Genomic DNA, 19,892 nt, shown 5'->3' with positions numbered 1-19,892 from the left:
ACCGGCACGGAGTGGCCGGGGAGGCTTCGTGGCGAATCCGGGAGGCTTCCGCGATGCTCGAACTCCGCCCCTGCTGCGAGTGCTGCGGCACCGACCTGCCGCCGGCGAGCCTTGAGGCGCGCATCTGCTCCTACGAATGCACCTTCTGCGCCGCCTGCACCGACGGCGTCCTGCAGGGCCGCTGCCCCAATTGCGGCGGCGACCTGGTCCGCCGCCCGATCCGCCCCGCCGAGAAGCTGCTGAAGCACCCTGCGAGCACGGTCCGCAAGGTCAAGCCCTCAGGCTGCACCGCAGCCTGAGGGCCACAGACATAGAGGGGGCGCGGGGGATACTTCCCCCGCCGCTTGCCTACCGCAGCACCCGCCGGATCAATGCCCTGCCCCGTTCGGAGCGCGGCGGGTCCAGCAGCCGCGCCAGGCTCCAGCGCCCATGCGAGACCCGGGCGCGGAGCAGACTGAATTCCAGGAACCCCGCCTCTCCGTTGCGCCGGCCGAAGCCGGAGGCGCCGGTGCCGCCGAAGGGCAGGTCGGGGAAGGCGGCGTATTCGATGCAGCGTCCCGCAATCAGGGCGCCGCTCCGGGTGCCGGCGGCGACCGCGGCCTCCTCCCGCGGCGTGGCGCCGAACAGGTAGACCGCGAGCGGGCGCGGGCGTCCGGCGATCCAGGCGATGGCGGCGGCGAGGTCGGGCAGCGGCTGCACCGCCAGCACCGGGCCGAAGATCTCGGTCGCGTGCAGCGGGTGGTCGGGCGGCGCCGCGGCCAGGGCCAGGGCACGCCGGCGACCGGGGCCGGGCGGGGCGAGCGGGGTGAGCGCCACGCCCTCACAGAGCGCCTCCAGCCGCGCCGCCTGGCGGTCGTTCACCACCACCGTGTCCGGCAGGGCGATGCCGGTGGCGCGGCAGGCGGCCGCGAAGGCGGCGGCGCTGTGGCCGACCAGCAGGACGGTGTCGGGGGCGATGCAGGTCTGCCCGGCATTCACCACCTTGCCGGCGAGGATCGCCTGCGCCGCCCGGGCCAGGTCGGCGCCGGGCAGGACCAGGGCCGGGCATTTGCCGCCCAGCTCGAGCGTCAGCGGCACCAGGTTGGCGGCGGCGGCCTGCATGACGCGGCGGCCGGTCTCGGTGCCGCCGGTGAAGACCAGGTGATCCCAGGGCTGCGCGGCGAATGCGGCGGCGATCTCCGGCCCGCCCTGGACGACACGGGCGATGTCTGGCCCCCAGGCTTCGGCGACCATCGCGTCCAGCAGGGCGGCGGTGCGCGGGGTCGCCTCGGCCGGCTTGAGGACGACGCGGTTGCCGGCGGCGATGGCGTCGATCGCCGGCAGCAGGGCAAGCTGCAGGGGGTAGTTCCAGGGCGCCATGATGCCGATGACGCCTTTCGGCACCGGCTCCACCGCGGCGCGGGCGGGCAGGAAAGGGAATGGGACGCCGGCCCGGCGCGGCTTCGCCCAGCGGTGCAGCCGGGCGGCGGCGTGGCGGGCGGCATCGACGGTCAGCTTCACCTCGGCGAGCAGCGTCTCCTCCGGGCTGCGGCCGCCGTAATCGGCATCCAACGCGGCGGCGACGGCATCGGCCTCGCGCAGCAGCAGGGCGGCCAGCGCGCGCAGCAGGTCGCGGCGCCGGTCCAGCGGCAGGGCGCCGTCGCGGGCGACGACGACGCGCAGCGCGGCCAGCGCGGCGGCGGGGTCGATGGTCGCCTCGGGCGGCAGGGCTGTGTCCGGCACGGCTTTTCCTCGATGTCCTCGCCACAGGTGCGCCCGGGCACCGCCGCTTTCCAGCCCATCCCGGACCGGCGATCCAGGCGGACTATCGCAGCAAGGCCCGCGCCGCCGCCTCCCCGCTGCGGACCGAGGCCTCGATCGTCGCCGGCAACACCGGGTCGGTCCAGTCGCCCGCCAGGGCCAGGTTGCCCAGCGGCAGCAGCGGCGGGCGCAGCGGCGGGCCCGGGGTGTGGCGCGGGGTGGCGCGGCGTTCCTTCACCACGCGGCAGGGCGGCGGCGCCTCCGGCCAGTCGCCCGCCAGGCCGAAGGCCAGCGCCGCCTGCCGCAACTCCGCCCAGGCGCGGGGGCCCAGCACCGCCTGGTCCTGCCGCGCCGCGTCGTCGCCGGCGCTGACGGTGACCGAGACGCCCGCCGGCCGCACCAGCACCCATTGGCAGAGCGCATCCAGCATGCCGAGGAACCGCACCGGCCCGGGGCCGGGATGGGCGTAATGCAGGTTGACGATCGGCGCATAGCCGGCCGGCGTATCCAGCTGCGGCAGCAGCCGCTGGCTCTCCCAGGGCGGCGTCGCCAGCAGGGCGGCATCGCCGGGGCCGAACGTCACCGCATCCTCGCCGAAGTCGAGGCCGGCGACGCGCCCGCTTTGCACCACCAGCCGACGCAGCCGGGCGCCGAAGCGGATGGTCCCGCCGGCGCGCGCGATCGCCGCCAGCGCCGGCTCGACCAGGTCCGGCCCCAGCCCGCGCCGCGCCACCAGCAGCCGCGTCGCGCCACGGCCGCCGAGCCGCCGCAGCACCGCGCCGAGCCGGTTGGCGGAGGCCTCCTCGCTCGGCGTGTTCAGCGCGGCGACGACCAGGGGATCGACGAAGCCACGGAGGAATTCGGGATGCGCCGCCATGGCCGGACCGACCGCGCGGTCCCGCCCCGGCAAGGCCAGCCCGGCCAGCGCCAGCAGCGCCCCGCCGGTCAGGCCCGGCGGGCGCAGCGCCGGATTGCCCCAGCCGAGCGGCGAGAGCGCGACGCGGAAGGCCCGGCCGTCCCGCAGGTCGAGCACCGGCAGGCCGGCCGGCTCCGGCTCCACCCAGCCCTCCAGCGCGCCGATCCGGGCCAGCAGGCCGAGCGCCGCGGCATTGGCGCCGAGCAGCGCATGGGTGCCGTTGTCGGTGCCGTCCGGCAGCGCACGGCAGCGGCCGCCGGCATTGGGCGCGGCTTCGTGCAGCAGCACGGGGCGCCCGGCCTCGGCCAGCGCCAGCGCGGCGGCGAGGCCCGCGACCCCGGCACCGATGACATGGACGGTCATGGGGTGCGGCCGAAGCCCAGCGCCATCCAGGCCATGCGCAGCTTCTCGCCCTTGGTCAGCTTCGGCCGCGGCCGCGGCCCGGCCCAGCCGCGCAGCACCAGCCGATCCATCAGCCGCCGGTAGCCCCACATCATCACCGCCGCCGGCAGCAGCGCCTGCGGGTCGTAGGCGCGGATGTCGCGCTCGGCCGCGGCGAAGCCCTCAGCCGCCCGTTCGCCGAGCTTGGCGCAGATCGCGGCGAAGGCCGGGTGGGCGACGATCTCCGTCGCCGGCCCCTCCGGGATGCCGGCGGCATCCAGCAGGTCGCGCGGGATATAGACCCGCTCGCGCAGAGCATCCTCGTCCACGTCACGCAGGATGTTGGTCAGCTGGAAGGTGTGGCCGAGTGCCAGGCCGAAGCCCTCGGCCTGCGGCGCGCCGAAGATGCGGACGCTCATGGCGCCGACGCTGCCGGCGACCTGGCGGCAATAGAGGTCGAGATCGGCCTCGGTCGCCAGCCGGAGACGGTCGGCGCTGTCGGTCTCCATGCCGGCGATCATCGCCTCGCACTCGGCCAGCGGCACGCCATGGGCCTCGCGCGCGAAGGCCAGCTCGCGCGACAACACGCAGTCCGGCGCCGCCAGCTTGCGCCGCCAGTCCGCCAGGAAGCGGCGCTTCTCGGCTTCCGGCATGGCGCCGTCGGCGATGTCGTCCACCGCCCGGCAGAAGGCATAGACGCCCCAGAGCGCCCGCCGCCGGCCGCCCTTCAGCGCTGCCATGCCGCGGGCGAAGGAGGAGCCGGCGCGGGAGACGCGCGACGCGACGATGGGCGCATCCCGCGGGCCGAGCGAGAAGGCCGCGGCCAGCGCCCTGGCGAAATCCGCCTTGCTGAGCGCGACGCGCCCCAGCACCGGGTCGGCTTTCCGCAGCCTCGCCAGCAGGCGGCGGGCGCAGCCGATGGTCATCGCGCTCTGGATCGCCAGCCGGCGGGATCGCAGCAGCCGCGGCAGGGCGCTGGCGCGGTCCAGCGCCTCCTCCACGCGGTCGAGCGCCGCGTCCAGCACCTCGCGCCGCCGCGGCGCATTGGCGGGGTCGAAGAAGGCCTGCTCGCCGCCGGCGATCGCCATCCAGGATTCGGGCAGGTAGATCCGGTCGAGCGAGTCACGGTCCGGCACCAGGTCCTGCAGGTGGTTCAGCACCTGCAGCGCGGTGCAGAGCCCATCCGCCGCGGCATTGGCCGCGGCATTGTCGCCATCCCCGTGCAGCCGCAGCAGCATCCGCCCGACCGGGTCGGCCGAGCGGCGGCAGTAGTCCTCCAGCGCCGCCCAGTCGGCGTAGCGGGTCTGCACCGCATCCTGGCGGAAGGCGGAGAGCATCAGCCGGGCCTCCGCCACGCCGACGCCGGCGCGGTGCATCGCCGCGGCCTCGGGCAGGCCCCTCGCCGGGTCGTCCAGCGCCCGCTCCATCGCGTCCAGCCGGCGGATCTTCTCCTCGGCCGGCAGGTCCGGGCTGTCGCCGATGTCGTCGGCGACGCGGACGAAGCGGTAGAAGGCCATCACCTTGGCCCGCAGCGGCTTCGCCAGCAGCAGCGAGGCGGTCGGGAAATTCTCCGCGTCGTGGTCGCGGGTCGGCGTCGCGGAGACGGCGAGGCTGGCGGTTACGGGGCCCGGGGCATTCATGCCGCCTTTGTGGCCGGATATGCGCGGCCTTTCCAGCCCGCCGGCCGGCCCATCGCCCAGCGCGCCAAGGCCCACCACTGGATCGCCAGCGCCACCAGCATGGTCGCCGGGTGCAACGGGATGGTCCACCAGGGCTCCCGCGCCCGAATCGTCACCGCCGCCCGCAGCGCCAGCATCAGCGCGATCGCCAGGACGGCCTGCATCTCCGGCAGCAGCGCCCAGGGCCAGAGATGCGCGCCGGCCAGCAGCACCGTCCAAATCGGCAGGCCGAGCGGCGTCGCCATCCCCTCCCGGGCATTCTTCAGGAAGCCGCCCCAGCATTCGGCGAAGCCGCGATACATCCGGCAGGTCGCCAGCGGGGCGCCGTCCACCACCTCGGTCCGGTGGCCCTGCGCGCGGAACAGCCGGGCCAGGGCCAGGCCCTCGTGCAGAACCCGGCGCACCGCGCCATGGCCGCCGATCGATTCGTAGGCCCGGCGCTCGCACAACACGAGCTGGCCGCAGGCCGCCGCCAGGTCGGGCCGCACCGTCTCCGCCCGCCCGCCGCCGGGCAGGTAGCCGAGCAGCAGAAAATTGATCCCCGGCACCGTCAGCGCCTCACCCAGGCTGCCGATGATTTGCCGCGGCACCCCGCTGACCATGGCCAGGTGCTTCGCCGCCGCATGCGCCGCCATCGCCGCCGCAGCACCCGGCGCCAGCCGCACATCGGCGTCGATGAACAGCAGCCAGTCGCCCTGCGCCGCCTCCGCCAGCCGGGCGCAGGCATGCACCTTGCCGGTCCAGTCCGGCGGCAAGGGCGGCGCCGCGGCCAGGCGGACGCGCGGGTCGGCCGCGGCCAGGCGGCGGACGATCTCCGCCGTGCCGTCGGTCGAGCCGTCGTCCATCACCACCACCTCGACCGCGACGCCGCGGCTGGCCAGCGCGGCCGTGACGCAGGCCTCGATATTGACCGCTTCGTCGCGGGCGGGGATCAGGACGGAGACAAGACCGTCGGCCCGATCCCCTGTCAGGAAAGGCAAGCGGCGCAGGTTGTGGACGCCGAGCGCCGCCGGCAGCGCCGTCAGGCCCAGGCACAGCCAGGTCCAGTCCATCAGGGGGAAGACCCGCGGCGAAGGTATTCCCCACGGTTGGACGTATGCGTCCGACCCCCTCTGTTTTTCTGGATCTTCATGCGTTTCCTCCGACGCTTGGGTCGTGGCGCGGGTCGAAGGGCTTGCCGCGCGCCACGGCCGACACATGCCGCCAGCGTTCGTAGATGCCGCCCATGCCCTCACGCCCCCGGATCACGGGGCGGAAGCGGGCAGGGTCGCGGGCCACCGCATCCTCGGCCAGGCGGTCCATGGTCGCTTCCAGGGCGCGGGCCAGGGCCTCGCCGCGCGGCTCGCGGTCCAACGCCGCCAGCGCCGCCCCGTCGATCGGCGTGCCGAACCCGCAGAGCATCTCGGCCGAGCGTTCCGACCAGAAGGGGTATTCGATCGCCATCGGCAGGAAGCGCACGTCGGGGGCATATTCCGCCAGCCGCACCAGCCCGGGCGCCATCGGCACCGGCCGCTCCCGCACATCCATGAATCGGCCGGGCGCATTCATCCACAGCATGGCGCCGGGCTCGGCCAGCACCGCCTTGGCCGTGCGCAGGAAGGCCACCGCCCCGCGCGCCGATTGCTGTTCCACCCCGAAGACGCCGATCCGGGTCATGAAGCCGTAGCGCTTCAGCGCCTCGGCCTCCATCGGGATGAACATCCGACGGCCCGGGAAGAGCTCGGTCGAATAGAGCATGAAGGCGACGCCGTCCCACCAGGAGGGGTGGTTGGCATAGACCACCAGCGGCCGGGACGAATCGTCCGGCGGTGGCAGCCCCCAATTGGCCACCCGCACCGCGCGCAGGTGCTTGCGCGCGAAGCCGGCGAACATGAAGCGGTAGAAGGCGAAGCGCGCCGGCGAGAACAGCGCGACCGGCGATGCCCCCTCCCCTGTGCGCCCCCTGGCCATGGCTACTCGGCCGCCAGCCGCGCCCGCAGCGCGTCGCGCTGCCCGGCCTCCTCGGCCGCGGCGCTCATGCCGCGGCCGCCGAGATCCTGGTCCAGCGCATCGGCCGCAATCCAGCCGGACATCATCACCATCGGCATCCCCGGCCCGGGATGCGCCGCGCCGCCGGCGAGGTAGAGGCCCTTGACCTGCTTCGACCGGTTGGACGGCTTGAAGGCACCGGCCCAGCGGCCATGGCTGGCCAGCCCATAGATGGCGCCGTCGAGCACCTTGTAGCGCTCGTGGATGTCGACCGGCGTCAGCGCCTGCTCGACCACGATGCGCTCCTCGATGTCCTCCATCCCCGCGGTGCGCTTCAGCTTGTCGAGGATGACCTGCCGGTAGGGCGCGAACATCCTGGACCAGTCATGGCCGGGCCGCAGGTAGGGGGTGTGCACCAGCACGTACAGCGCCTCGCCGCCCTCGGGCGCCACGCTGTCGTCCGAGCAGGAGGGCGCCGCGAGATAGGCGGTCGGGTCGGGCGCCGGGATGCCCTGCTTGTAGATCGCGTCGAACTCCTCCTCCGCATCGCGGGAGAAGACGAAGCAGTGGTGCGCCAGATGGTCGTAGCGCTTCTTCAGGCCGAGATAGAGCACCACGCCGGAGCAGGCCGGCTCGAACCCCTTCTTCGCATAGGTCCGGCCGGGCGCGCCGCCGACCAGTTCCTTGTAGGTACGGATGGCGTCCATGTTGGATATGACGGCATCGCAGGCGATCCGCTCGCCGGAGGCGGTCTTCACCGCCTTGATGGCGCCGTTCTCGATATCGAAGCCGGTCACTTCCACGCCCGTGCGCAGGTCGGCGCCAAGGTCCGCGGCCAGCTTCGCCAAGCCGACGGCCACGGCGCGCGTCCCGCCCTTCGGGTACCAGACGCCCTCGGTCGCCTGCATGTCGCCGATGCTGCACAGCACCGCTGGCGCGAGATAGGGCGAGGAGCCGACATACTGGCAGAAATGGTCCAGCATCTGCGCCAGGCGCGCATCCGGCACATGGCCGCGGATCACCTTAGCCACCGTCTGGCCCATGCGCAGCGCCATCACGTCGCGCATGGTGTCGGGGTTGAAATTGGCCCGCATGTCCATGGTGTCGCCGATCCCCTCGACCGGCTTCCAGAAGAAGAACTTCTCCGAGACCTCGTGCAGCTTCTCCGCCACCTGCTGGAAGCGGCGATAGCCTTCGCCCTGGCCGCTGCCGGGCGCGAAGGCATCCATCGACCGCGCCATGGCATCGACATTCTCGATCAGGTCGATGCGGGTGTTGTCGTCGAAAAAGCAGCGCCATTGCGGGTCGAGCCGGATCAGCGGCAGATCCTGCGCCTGGTCGCGGCCCGCCTCGGCATAGATCCGCCGCAGCACGCGTGGCACCGTCAGGATGGTCGGCCCCATGTCGAAGCGGAAGCCCTGGTTGCTGCCGGGGCGCTCGGGGTCGGGCAGGTTCAGCACCGCCGCCTTGCCGCCCAGCCAGGGGTTCTTGTCGAGCACCGTCACCCGGTGGCCGCGCGCCGCCGCCGTCGCCGCCGCGGCGAGGCCGCCGAGCCCGGCCCCTACCACCACCACATGCGAGGTCATGGCCGTTCCTCCCTTACTCGTCTCGTTCAACGTGCCGGCTCAGTCGCCGGCCAATGATTCATTCACCGCGCAGGCTCGAGCGTCGGCGGAAGCAGCCTTCACCGCGCCGGCTGCTCGAGCGCCGGCGGAAGCAGCCTTTACCGCGCCGGCTCGAGCGCCGGCGCGAGGCCACCCATGGACGGCACCGCCGGGCCGGGCCGCAGGCCGAGATCCTCGGCCAGCAGCCGCGTCGTGATCCGCGCACCCTCGTAGATCACCGGCAAGCCGCTGCCGGGATGCGTGCCGCCGCCGACCAGATAGACGCCCTCGGTCCCGACGAAGCGGTTCTGCGGCCGGAAGCAGAGCATCTGCGCCAGGTCGTGGCTGAGGTTGAAGGTCGCCCCATGGCCAACCGCATACTCGTCGCGCCATTCGAGCGGCGTGACCATGCGTTCATACCGGATGCGCGATTCGAGGTCGGCGAGGCCGAGCTTGGCCAGCCGGTCCAGCACCAGCCGGCGGAAGCGCGGCGCCTCGGTCTTCCAATCCAACCCCTGCGCCTTGGCATCGCGCAGGTTGGGCACCGGCACCAGCAGGTACAGTGCCGAATGGCCGGGCGGCGCCATGGTCGGGTCGAGGATGCTGGGGTTGTGCAGATAGAGGCTGGGCTGGTCTGGCAGGATGCCCGTTTCCAGCTGGCGGATGTTCCGCTGATAGCCCTCGGACAGCATCACCGTGTGGTGCGCCAGCGCCGGGTAGGAACCCTCGATGCCGAGATAGAGCATGAAGGTCGAACAGGAATAGCGTGCCGTCTCGATCTTGGCGTCCTTCCAGCGCGGCCGCAGCGCCTCCGGCACCAGGTACGGCATGGAATGGGCGAAGTCGGCGTTGACGATCACCGCATCCGCCGCGTGGTGCACCCCGCCCACGGTCAGCCCGCTGGCCTTCCTGCCCTCGAAGGCGATGTGCTCGACCGGCGCCTCGAAGCGGATCTCGGCGCCGAGCCGCTGCGCGACGCGCGCCATGGCGTCCGAGATGGAGCCGCAGCCCCCTTCGATATGCCAGATGCCGTGCTCGTATTCGAGGAAGCTGAGGATGGTGAAGAGGCTGGGGCAGCGGAACGGGCTCATCCCCAGGTATTTGGTCTGGAAGGAGAAGGCGAGCCGCACCAGCGGGTGGCTGAAATGCCGCGCCAGGTCCTTGTCCACCGTGGAATGCGGCCGCAGCAGCGGCAGGCTCTTCAGCACCTCGGGGTGCAGGAAGCGGAAGATCGAGCCGAAGGGCTTCTCCAGCACCGGCCGGAAGACCTCCAGCTTGGCGCGGTTCTCGGCGATGAAGCGGCGGAAGCCTTTCGCATCCTCGGGGCAGAGCTTGGCGATCTCGGCTTCCATGCGCACCGGATCGGCCGTCGCGTCGAGGCTCGCGGCATTCTCGAAGAACAGCCGGTAGAGCGGGTCGACCCGGATCAGCTTCGCCTCGTCCTCCAGCCGCGCGCCGACGCTGGAGAAGATCTCGGCGATGACCCGGGGATACAGGAAGAAGGTCGGGCCGAGGTCGAAGCGGAAGCCTTCCGGCGTCGACAGCGTCCGGGTGCGGCCGCCGACGACCTTGTCCTTCTCGAAGATGGTGACCTGCGCGCCCTGCGCCGCCAGCAGCATGGCGGAGGCAAGCCCGCCCGGTCCGGCGCCGACGATGGCGATGCGCGGCCGGCTGGCCTTGAGGGCGGGGGTGGCGAGCGGAGCGTTCATGCGCGGCGGCGTTTCCTGCACATAGTCATAGGATTCTCGGTGAGAGATAGGCGGGACATGCGGCCGGGTGACCCAACCGCAAGGGTGCCGCAGCGCAATAACGCGACGGCGCCGCCCACCGTGCTGGTCGGATGTGGCCGAACCGCACCACCATCGCGCCCGCTCAGGCCGCCGGCATCAAGGCGAGCAGGCTGTCCGCCGCCTCGATCTCGGCCACCCGCGCCGCCGCCCGCGGCAGCAGCCGCGCCAGGTAGAAGGCGGTGAGCGGCGCGTAGCGGTCATCGGCCGCCGCGGCACGCGCCAGCATCCAGCCGCCGAGCGTCCAGCCCGCCGCATCCAGATAGGCCGCGGCCGAGGCCTGCGCCGCATTGGCGTCGCGCATCCCGCGGTCCAGCATCCAATCGGTCGCCCGGGTCATGGCGGTGACGGCCGGCGCCAGCCTCGGATCGGCCGCCGCCACCTCGGCCAGCAGGCCGCGCATATGCGCACCGCCGTCGCGGAACAGCTTGCGGCCGACCAGGTCCATCGCCTGGATGCCGTTGGTGCCCTCGTAGATCGGCGCGATGCGGGCGTCGCGCAGCACCTGCGCGGCGCCGGTATCCTCGACGAAGCCCATGCCGCCATGCACCTGGATGCCGAGCGAGGCGACATCCACGCCGCGGTCGGTGCACCAGGCCTTGACGATCGGGGTCAGCAGGGCCACCCGCGTCTCCGCCTCGGCGTCGCCCAGCAGGCGGTGCCGGTCGAGCGCGGCGCCGGCCTCCAGCGCCAGCAGCCTCCCGGCCAAGGTGATGGCGCGCATCTCCGCCAGCATCCGCGCCACGTCTGGGTGCCGGTCGATCGGCTGGCCGCCCTGGATGCGCTGCGCGGCATAGGGCTCGGCCAGGGCCAGGGCCCGGGCGCCCTGCGCCACGCCCTCGACCCCGACGCCGAGGCGGGCGGCGTTCATCATCGCGAACATGGCGTTCAGCCCGCGATTCGGCTCGCCCACCAGCTGCGCCTCGGCGCCCTCGAACAGCATGACGCAGGTGGGCGAGGCATGGATGCCCATCTTCTTCTCGAGCCCGCCGCAGCGCAGCGCGTTGCGCGTGCCGTCGGGCAGCAGCTTCGGCGCGGCGAACAGGCTGATGCCCTTGGTACCTGCCGGCGCATCCGGCAGCCGCGCCAGGATCAGGTGCAGCGTGTTGGCGGTGAGGTCATGCTCGCCCCAGGTAATGTAGATCTTCTGCCCGGTGATGCGGTAGCCGCCCGTCCCGTCTGGCTCCGCCTTGCTGCGGACCTGCGACAGGTCGGAGCCGGCCTGCGGCTCGGTCAGGCACATGGTGCCCGTCCATTCGCCGCTGACCAGCTTGGGCAGCCAGGCCTCCTGCTGGGCCGGCGAGGCGAAGCGGGCGATCGCCTCGATCGCGCCGATGCTGAGCAGCGGGCAGAGGCTGAAGGACATGTCGCCGGCGGTCACCAGCTCGGCGACGGCCAGCCAGAGCGCCTGCGGCAGCTCCTGCCCGCCGGTCTCGATCCCGTTGACCTCGGCCGGGGCCGCCAGGCCCTGCCAGCCGCCCTCGATCCAGGCCTGGTAGGCTGGCTGGTAGCTCGGCGGGGTGCGAACCACGCCGTTCTCGTAGACCGCGCCATGCCGGTCGGCGGCCATCGCATGCGGCCAGAGCAAGTCGCGGGCGAAACGGTCGGCCTCGCCGATGATGGCGGCGATGTCCTCCGCCCCCAGAGGCGCGCTGCCGGCGGCGGTCAGCCCGGGCAGGTCGATGACGCGGGTCAGGCCGAAGATGAGGTCCTCGGCGGCGGTGGTGGCAGTCATGGCGGTGTCTTGACCCCTGCAGCGGCACATGTGGGCGAGCCCCGACGGGGTTCACCATGGACCACGCAGTGCGGCAAGCCAATGGAGTGTAAAGCCGCGTAGACGCCGCCATGTCTTCGCGCCGGGGTTGCTGGAGGAGCCCCGCGTAACGCATCTGGGGAAGTCAACCGCCGGGCCGGCCGAGCGGCCCGGCGGTAGCCGTCCGGTCAGTCGCGGCCGCGAGTGGGACTGCCGCGCCGGGTGCCGCTGCTGGCCCGGCCCCCCTTGGCCGCCGACGGGGTGCGGCCCGCGGCGCCGCGCTTGGGGCTGGCCGGCTTGGCGGTGACACGCTTGGCGCCATTGGCCGCGGCCCCGGTGGCGCGTTTCGGCGCCGCGGCGTTGCGCTTGGTGGCCGCCGGCTTGGTCGCGGCGCCGGCGGTGCGCTTGGTTGTCGTCGTGGTGGCACGCTTCGCCGTCGCACCAGTGGTGCGCTTGGCGGTCGCACCGGTGGCGCGCTTGGCGGTCGTACCGGCGGTGCGCTTCGTCGTCGCACCGGCGGTGCGCTTCGTCGTCGCACCGGTGGTGCGCTTCGTCGCTGCACCGGTGGTGCGCTTCGTCGCTGCACCGGTGGTGCGCTTGGCGGCCGCGCCCGTCGCGCGCTTGGTGGTTGCAGGCTTCGCCGTGCCGGAGGCCCGCTTCGTCGTCGAGGCACGCTTCGCTGGCGTGCCGGCAGCACGCTTGGTGGTCGCCGGCTTCGCAGTCCCGCTGGAGGCGCGCTTCGTGGCCGTCCCGGCGGTGCGCTTCGTCGTGGTCCCCGCAGCGCGCTTGGACGTCGCGGCCGCCGTCCGCCGCGTGGCGGCGCCGCTCCCCCGCGCGGTGCTGCTGCGTGCCGCGCCGCCCTTGGCGCCGTTGCTGCGCGCCGCGGCGGCCTTGCGCGGGGTGCTGGCGCTGCCGCCCTTGCGGCCACCGTCGCTCTGCGCCGCCCGACCAGCCGCGCTGCGGGTGCTGGCGGCGGTGCCGCGCTTGGCCGGAGCCGCCTTCGCGGTGCTGCGCTTCGCCGTGCCGGTGCTTGCCCGGCCAGGCTTGGCCGCCGTGGCGGCGCGCTTCGCGGTCGCGGATGTGCGGCGGGCGCTCGGCGTATCCTCGTTGGCGCGGCGGGCGCGGGGCTTCCGCGGCGTCGCCTCCGCCGCGTCGGTCTCCGGCTTGGCGCGACGGGCGCGACGGCGCGGTGCCGTTGCCTCCGGCGCATCGTCCGGCTGCATCGCCGCGTCCTGCGCCGCCTCCTGGTCGTCCGCCTCCGGCATGGCGTTGCCTTCGGTCTGCGTGTCGCCGTCCTGCATCGGGTCGTGTCCCCAGTTCATCAGTGAATACCGCCAGCGCGTCTGCGCGATGTCGCCGCCCGGCCGCTGTGCCAGATGGCGACGGATGTAGCCGACCACCTTGTGCTGGAAGGCCGCGTCCGGCGCCTCGCCTTCGAGGATGGCGAGGATCCGCCGGCCCGACTGGTGGCCTACCGCCTCCGTCTCGCCGTCCTGTGTCATGCCGACGCCGCGGCTTTCGTCGGTGTCCAGCCAACGGCGCAGCGCGGCCGCCTCCATGTTCACCAGGTCATGGAAGGCCCGCGCCGCGTCATCCTCGGAATCCGCCATACCGTGTCCTTTCCCTGTGGTCTTGTGTCGCGCCGCCGCGGCCTTGGCCGCGACATCGGCGGGCTGGGCGGAGAACTGCCGGCCCGCCGCCAGGTCGCGACGCTTGGCGGCGGTGGTGCGGTCGTACTCGTCGGCCGACAACCGGGCGCGCGCCGCCTTCGGCAGATACCGCTCACCGGTCTCGAGCGAGTCTTCGCCGGAGCGCGTGCCCCAGTCCTCGCGCGTCCATGCCGCCAAGTGGTTGTCGGCCGACTTCGGTCCGAGATAGCCGCCGCCGCGGCGGCGGTATTCGGCGGCGGCGAGTTGCGCCTTGCGCGCCGACCATTGGCCGGGCCTGCCGCCCTTGTCACCCGCGGTGATCGCGGACTTCACGCTGTCCCAGAGTGCGGGATCGGACTTCTGCGCGGCGCCGGCCATTCTGCATCCCGTGTGTGGCGGTTGCGGCTGGCAACGTCACGCCACGGCAAGCGTTCCCGGGCGCGTCCCTCAGCCGATCGCGGCGATGCGCAGCGCGGCCTGCACCGACTCGCCGGGCGCGAGCAGGGACAGCGGGCCGAAACGCGCGAAGTCCGGCCGGTTCGGCGCATCCGGCACATGGCTGACCGGCTCGACGCAGAGGATATGGCTGCCGCCCGGCGCGAAGACCTGCAGGTTGGCGGCCCAGGCGCCTGCGGCCTCCAGCCGCAGCGTCAGGTCCGGGCGGGCGATCTCCGCGGCACCGTCCCAGCCGGCGAAATGCGTGTCGAGCCCTTCATAGTCGCGCTCGGGGCCATCAATGCCGGGGCTCGGCTGGGCGGCGATCGGCAGGCAGCGGGCGTCGCGGGCGAACAGCGTGGTGGCGGCGAAGCGCAGCCGGGTGCCGGCCGGCCGGGCGAAGAAGGGATGCCAGCCGCAGCCGAAGGGGAAGGGCTCCGCCCCGGCATTGGTCAGGCCGAGCGTCAGCCGGGCGCCATCGACGTCCAGCGTCACCTCGAGCCGCGCCTGCCAATGCCAGGGCACGCCGGCGGCCGCGGCATCGCCCTGCTGCACCAGCACGGCATGGCCGGCCCTGACCTCCGCCACCGTCCAGGCGGCGTCGCGCACCAGGCCATGGATCGCGGTGGCGTCGGCCGGGCGGTTGACGGGCAGGTACCAGTCGGTGCCGCCGACCCGCAGCCGGCCCTCGTCCAGCCGGTTGGTCCAGGGCGCCATGATGAAGGCGCCAGCGAAGCTGGCATTGGGGTCCGCGCCGAGCGGCAGGGGCGCCAGCACCTCGATCCCCCGGAAGGCGAGGCGCGCGAAGGCAGCGCCCTGCCCCGGCAGCAGCACCGCCTCCCACCCATCCCCGGCAAGCGCGAGTGCGCCCGATGCCCGCGTGCCGTCCATCAATCGAGGTCGAAGGCGTCGGCCGCCGAGGGCTTGGTGCGGGAATAGTCGATCGCGGTATAGCCGCCGCCCTGGTAGCGCTCGATCACCGGGTTGCCCGAGGTGATGTGGCCGACCTTGTCGCGGTACGCCTCGGCGCTGTCCCGCGGCTGCCAGCCGATGCGGTCGCGGTGGTCGCGGCCCCAGAAGCTGGCCGGGTTGTTCGAGCAGGCCCAGATGACGCAGTGGCCGGAGCGCGGCGCGGTGACCGCGGCCTCGCACAGCCGGACCAGGTCGGCGAAGGACAGCCAGGTCGCCAGCATCCGCGCCTCGACCGGTTCCGGGAAGCAGGAGCCGATGCGGAAATTGACGTTCTCCACCCCGTGCTTGTCCCAGTAGGTGCGCCCCATCAGCTCGCCATAGGCTTTCGAGAGGCCGTAGAATCCATCGGGCCGGAAGGCGCAGTCCACGTCCAGCTTCGCGGCATTGCCCTGCGGGCGTTCGTGGAAGCCGATGGAGTGGTTCGACGAGGCGAAGATCACCCGCGCCGCTTCCCGCCGGGCCGCTTCGTATACGTGATACAAACCCTGGATGTTCGGGCCGAGCACGGTGCCGAAGGGCTGCTCGACGCTGATGCCGCCGAAATGCAGGATGGCACCGCAGCCTTCCGCCAGCCGCAGCAGCCCGACGCCATCGGCCAGGTCCATGCGGGTGAATGTGGCGCCGTCCGGCACCGGGTCCGGGAAGGCGGCGATGTCGGTCAGCCGCAGGGTCCAGCCCAGCGCCGCAAGCTCCCGCGCCAGGACACGGCCGAGATTGCCGGAGGCGCCGGTGAGCAGGACGGGTTTCGCAGGGGCTGCTGGCATCGGATCGGGCTCCTCGGTAGGGGCGCAGAGTGCACCGCGGCCGGGACGCGGTGAAGGGCCGGCCGCGCCACCGCGGGATGCAACCGATGCGTCCTTGTCGACAACCGAACTTTCGGACATATGATTACGGTAGCCGTAACGTCGGCTCCAGGGAGGCTAATCATGGACCGCAGAATATTCCTCGGCGCTGCGGGTGGCGCCGCGGCGCTGGCCGCGCCCGCCATCGCGCAGACCCAGAACCCGGAAATCCGCTGGCGGATGCCGAGTTCCTTCCCCCGCAACCTCGATGTGCTGTACGGCAGCTGCGAGAAGCTGAGCCAGCGCGTCGCGCAGCTGACCGACGGCAAGTTCCGCATCACCCCCTTCCCGGCCGGCGAGATCGTGCCGGCCTTGCAGGTGCTGGATTCGGTGCAGCAGGGCTCGGTCGAATGCGGCCATACCCCGGCGCTGTTTTACTACGGCAAGGAGACCGCGCTGGCCTTCTTTACCTGCGTGCCCTTCGGCATGAACCGCCGGCAGATGGCCGCCTGGATGCGCTACGGCGACGGGCAGAAGCTGGCGGACGAGATGTTCGCCAACTTCAATTGCATCTTCATGAACTTCGGCGACACCGGCACCCAGATGGGCGGCTGGTTCCGGCGGGAGATGAAGTCGCTCGAGGATGTCAAGGGCCTCAAGTTCCGCATCTCCGGCCTCGGCGGCCTGCTCTTCGAACGCCTTGGCGCGGTGCCGACCCAGATCGCACCGGGTGACATCTACCCGGCGCTGGAACGCGGCGTCATCGACGCCGCCGAGTTCATCGGCCCCTACGACGACGAGAAGCTGGGTCTGAACCGCATCGCCCGCTTCTACTATGCGCCGGGCTTCTGGGAGCCCTGCTCGATGGGCGGCTTCATCGCCAACAAGCAGGCCTGGGCGACGCTGCCGGCACAGTACCGCGCCGCGATCGAGGTGGCGCTTGCCGAGATCGACACCGACCAGAATGCACGGTTCGACGCCTGGAACCCGCCGGCGCTGCGCCGCCTGATCGCCGGCGGCGCCCAGCTCCGCGCCTGGCCGCGCGAGATCCTGCAGGCCGCCTGGCGGGAGTCGCACGGGCTGTACGAGGACCTGTCGGCCAAGAACCCGAACTTCAAGAAGGTGTGGGAGAATTACCGGGCCTTCAGGAACGAGCAGTACCAGTGGTTCCGCGTGGCGGAGAACCCCTACGAAACCTTCGCCTTCGCCGAAGCCGCGCGGAGCTGAGGCGCGGCGCCCCGGGCGGTATCCCCCGGGGCCTCGGCGGGCTAGCCTGCCGGCATCGTGCGCGACCAACCCGACCTCCCTGCCCCGGCCGTCAGCTTCAGCCCGAGCGAGGTGCGGCTGATCGTCATGGGGCTGATGCTGGCGCTGTTCCTGTCCAGCCTCGACCAGACCATTGTCGCCACCGCGCTATCGACCATCGCCGGCGACCTCGGCGGCTGGTCGCTGATGCCCTGGGTGGTCAGCGCCTATCTGATCGCCTCCACCGTCACCACGCCGATCTATGGCCGGCTGTCGGACCTCTATGGCCGGCGGCCGGTGCTGCTGGTCTCGATCTCGATCTTCGCGCTCGGCGCCGTCTGCTCGGCCCTCGCCCCGTCGATGGGCGCGCTGGTCGCGGCGCGGGTGCTGCAGGGCCTCGGCGGCGGCGGGCTGCGGGCGATCTCGCTCGCGGTGGTCGGCGACATCCTGCCGCCGCGGGAACGCGGCCGGGTGCAGGGCTACCTGTCCGCCACCTTCGCCACGGCGAATATCGGCGGGCCGGTGCTGGGCGGCCTCTTCGTCGAGTACCTGTCCTGGCAATGGATCTTCTGGATCAACCTGCCGCTCGGCGCCGCCGCCTTCGCCGCCACCTATTTCCAGCTGCGGCGGCTGCCGCGGCCCGACAAGCGGCCGCGGATCGACTGGCTGGGGGCGCTGCTGATCCTGCTGTCCTGCACACCGGTGCTGATCGGGATCACCCTGGTGCAACGCGCCGGGCATTGGGCGGCGCCCGAGGCCTGGGGCTGCTTTGCGCTCGGCGCGGTCTTCCTGGTCTGGCTGATCGCGCAGGAAAGGGTGGCGCCGCAGCCGATGCTGCCGCTGCACCTGTTCGGCAACGCCATCTTCCGCATGGCGATCGCGGTGACCGGCCTGGCCTCCATGGTGATGATGTCGCTGACCGTGCTGGTGCCGCTGCACTATCAGATGGTCGGCGGGCTCTCGGCCAAGGATGCCGGGCTGCGGATGATCGCGATGACGCTCGGCAGCGTCACCGGCAGCTTCCTGGCGGGACAGGCGGTGACGAAGACCGGCAAATACCGCTTCCTGACCCTGATCGGGTCGTCCACCGCCACGCTCATGTGCCTGCTGATCGCCTGGGTGGGGCTAGGCCATTCGCTGCTGCTGGACACCGGCGCGACGCTGCTGCTCGGCATGGCCTTCGGCTGCCAGTTCTCCCCCATCACGGTGACCATCCAGAATGCGGTCGATGCGCGCGACGGCGGCATCGCGGTGGCCTGCATGATGTTCTTCCGGCTGATGGGCGGTGCCTTCGGGGTGGCGATCCTCTCGGCGCTGCTGCTGGGGCGCTTGCCGGAACACGGCGCGGCGGCCGACCCGGCGGAGGCGGCGCAGGCCTTCTCGCTGGTCTTCCTGGCCGCCGCCGGCTTCGCGGCGCTCTGCCTGGTGGCGGCACTGCGGCTGAAGGAGATTCCGCTCCGCGGGCGGGATTGACCCTCGGCATGGCCTGGACGGCGACGGTTCGTGCCTGCTCCGGCGCCTCGCGGCGGTGCGACGCCCAAGCACCCGTTCCACCGTCGCCATGCGCCTGATGCCGAAGGGAACCCGGCATCAGGCGTCAGGGCAGCTCGGCGATCTCCCGCCACGGCATGCCCCGCAGATCGCAGGCTGCGGAGGCGACGATCCCCAGGACCGGTCGGGTCGGCACCCGGCGGCCCACGTAATAGTTCAGCACCTGCCAATAGTGGTGCACCCAGGGCGGCCATTTCGGCTGATCCTGGTAGATCGTCGCATCGAAGACGAAGAAGACCTGGTCGCCAGCCGAGGCAAACTGATGGGTGATGTCGCGGTGCCACCCTTGTGGCGCCGCGAGTACCGTCACGAGACGACACCCGCCGGACGTGGCCAGCACGAGCGGGACGTCCGGCATGCTTTCGACCTCGCCCACCCGGAAGCCCTGACGCTCGAGGAAGCTGGCCACCCGTTCCGCCCCCATGGCGGTGTTCTTCAAGGCCTCCTCGACACCGGACAGGGACTGGGTGCCGGCAACCACCTTGCCGGCAACGCTCACGACGAGCAGCAGCAGAAAAAGGCTAAGCCAGAGCGGCGCGCGCACGACGCGTCCCCCACATGCAGATCCCGAGCACCGCCGCGACGCTCAGCCAGCTGGCGACGGCAGCACCGACCGGCCCATGGATGAGATCGAACTGCTCCTTGTGCAGGACCATCAGGCTGATGCGGGTCACGTTGATGACCACGACGGAAAGCGCGGCGAGGAGGCACCAAGCCGTGGTCCGCAGGGTCCATGCCAGGCCGCGGAACTGCGAGAACATGACCCAGCATAAAACAGCCAGGGAGATGTTGCTGATCGACGAGCAGTAGGGCGCGATCCAGACATAACCCTCACCGTCTGCGAAGCGCACCGTGTTGCCCGCCGTCTCCACCCCGGCGAGCCAGCCGACAAGCTGGGCATCGGCCCCCAGGACCGGCGCGCTCGCGGAGAACAGCAGCACGCGCCCCCAGAACATCGAGCCCGTGATGGCCAGGAGGATCCAGGCCCCGCGATGCGCGGAAGACGGGGGCACGGCAGACCGGGAACGAGCGCGGTCCGGCGCGAAAGGGTTGAGCAGGATGTAGAGTGCGAGCGCGGTCAGCGCGACCCAGCTCAGCGGGGCGATGGGCAGCATGACCGAGGCGAGGACGCCGGCCGCCACCATCAGGTCGAGCCGGCGTGGTGCCTCCCGCGGTCCACGGAGGAACATGACCGGGCAGGCCAAGAAGGCGACCCAGACGATCGCACTCGTATCGAAGGTACCGGCAAGCGCCAGTGCCAAACCTTCTTTCAGGAGCGAGCCCTGCACGCGGCCGGTGATCCCGTTCGCAAAGCCCAGCACGCTCAGCGCGGCGAACAACTCGCCGCGGGAGAGGCTGACCGATGTCGCGACACGGTCAGCCCCTGCGCCGTCGCCCCCGGTTGGGAACGTCGGAGCTGCGGACAGATG

The 19,892-nt window shown here is 72.2% G+C and carries 16 protein-coding genes; 3 read left to right on the top strand and 13 right to left on the bottom strand.

All coding sequences use genetic code 11. The annotated features are described in order from the left end of the window. Positions 1–53: 53 nt before the first annotated feature. Positions 54–299: a DUF1272 domain-containing protein gene (locus ACFQS7_RS04050; RefSeq protein WP_380065732.1), complete on the top strand. Its 246-nt coding sequence runs from the start codon at positions 54–56 to the stop codon at positions 297–299. 49 nt (positions 300–348) lie between these two features. Here the strand turns inward: ACFQS7_RS04050 and ACFQS7_RS04045 are convergent, their stop codons facing one another. The 11 genes from ACFQS7_RS04045 to ACFQS7_RS03995 form a co-directional block, all read right to left on the bottom strand. Then, on the bottom strand, positions 349–1,722 hold the full coding sequence (locus ACFQS7_RS04045; protein WP_380065731.1) for an aldehyde dehydrogenase family protein: 1,374 nt from the start codon (positions 1,720–1,722) through the stop codon (positions 349–351). Positions 1,723–1,804: 82 nt separating this feature from the next. Then, a complete protein-coding gene (locus ACFQS7_RS04040) occupies positions 1,805–3,019 on the bottom strand; it encodes an FAD-dependent oxidoreductase (RefSeq protein ID WP_380065730.1) in 1,215 nt (404 codons plus the stop codon). Further along, positions 3,016–4,677 carry a squalene/phytoene synthase family protein gene (locus tag ACFQS7_RS04035; protein WP_380065729.1) on the bottom strand — a complete coding sequence of 554 codons (1,662 nt, stop codon included), beginning with the start codon at positions 4,675–4,677 and terminating at the stop codon, positions 3,016–3,018. Before ACFQS7_RS04035 ends, ACFQS7_RS04040 begins: the two co-directional genes overlap by 4 nt. Then, entirely contained in the window at positions 4,674–5,768 is a 1,095-nt protein-coding gene (locus ACFQS7_RS04030) for a glycosyltransferase (protein WP_380065728.1), read from the bottom strand. The genes ACFQS7_RS04035 and ACFQS7_RS04030 overlap by 4 nt, the downstream gene beginning before the upstream one ends. Before the next feature lie 76 nt (positions 5,769–5,844). After that, entirely contained in the window at positions 5,845–6,666 is an 822-nt protein-coding gene (locus ACFQS7_RS04025) for a lysophospholipid acyltransferase family protein (protein ID WP_380065727.1), read from the bottom strand. A 2-nt stretch (positions 6,667–6,668) separates the two neighbouring features. Next, a complete protein-coding gene (locus tag ACFQS7_RS04020) occupies positions 6,669–8,270 on the bottom strand; it encodes a phytoene desaturase family protein (RefSeq protein ID WP_380065726.1) in 1,602 nt (533 codons plus the stop codon). A 137-nt stretch (positions 8,271–8,407) separates the two neighbouring features. Further along, entirely contained in the window at positions 8,408–9,997 is a 1,590-nt protein-coding gene (crtI, locus tag ACFQS7_RS04015) for a phytoene desaturase family protein (protein ID WP_380065725.1), read from the bottom strand. Positions 9,998–10,160: 163 nt separating this feature from the next. Continuing rightward, on the bottom strand, positions 10,161–11,810 hold the full coding sequence (locus ACFQS7_RS04010) for an acyl-CoA dehydrogenase family protein (RefSeq protein ID WP_380065724.1): 1,650 nt from the start codon (positions 11,808–11,810) through the stop codon (positions 10,161–10,163). Positions 11,811–12,016: 206 nt separating this feature from the next. Continuing rightward, complete coding sequence (locus ACFQS7_RS04005) at positions 12,017–13,855, bottom strand: DUF3140 domain-containing protein (RefSeq protein WP_380065723.1); 1,839 nt, start codon at positions 13,853–13,855, stop codon at positions 12,017–12,019. Positions 13,856–13,924: 69 nt separating this feature from the next. Next, entirely contained in the window at positions 13,925–14,803 is an 879-nt protein-coding gene (locus ACFQS7_RS04000) for an aldose epimerase (protein WP_380065722.1), read from the bottom strand. Then, entirely contained in the window at positions 14,803–15,648 is an 846-nt protein-coding gene (locus tag ACFQS7_RS03995) for an NAD-dependent epimerase/dehydratase family protein (protein ID WP_380065721.1), read from the bottom strand. The genes ACFQS7_RS04000 and ACFQS7_RS03995 overlap by 1 nt, the downstream gene beginning before the upstream one ends. A gap of 162 nt (positions 15,649–15,810) precedes the next feature. Here ACFQS7_RS03995 and ACFQS7_RS03990 point away from each other — a divergent pair, with 162 nt between their 5' ends. Next, positions 15,811–16,893 carry a TRAP transporter substrate-binding protein gene (locus ACFQS7_RS03990; RefSeq protein WP_380065720.1) on the top strand — a complete coding sequence of 361 codons (1,083 nt, stop codon included), beginning with the start codon at positions 15,811–15,813 and terminating at the stop codon, positions 16,891–16,893. 57 nt (positions 16,894–16,950) lie between these two features. Next, positions 16,951–18,384, top strand: a complete 1,434-nt coding sequence (locus ACFQS7_RS03985; RefSeq protein WP_380065719.1) for an MDR family MFS transporter — start codon at positions 16,951–16,953, stop codon at positions 18,382–18,384. A gap of 124 nt (positions 18,385–18,508) precedes the next feature. Here the strand turns inward: ACFQS7_RS03985 and ACFQS7_RS03980 are convergent, their stop codons facing one another. After that, positions 18,509–19,006 carry a hypothetical protein gene (locus ACFQS7_RS03980; protein ID WP_380065718.1) on the bottom strand — a complete coding sequence of 166 codons (498 nt, stop codon included), beginning with the start codon at positions 19,004–19,006 and terminating at the stop codon, positions 18,509–18,511. Continuing rightward, positions 18,984–19,802, bottom strand: a complete 819-nt coding sequence (locus ACFQS7_RS03975; RefSeq protein ID WP_380065717.1) for a hypothetical protein — start codon at positions 19,800–19,802, stop codon at positions 18,984–18,986. Before ACFQS7_RS03975 ends, ACFQS7_RS03980 begins: the two co-directional genes overlap by 23 nt. Positions 19,803–19,892 lie beyond the last annotated feature (90 nt).

The sequence above is a fragment of the Dankookia sp. GCM10030260 genome, from assembly GCF_042666655.1.
GTDB lineage: Bacteria > Pseudomonadota > Alphaproteobacteria > Acetobacterales > Acetobacteraceae > Paracraurococcus.
This window is presented reverse-complemented; position numbering and strand designations above follow the sequence as displayed.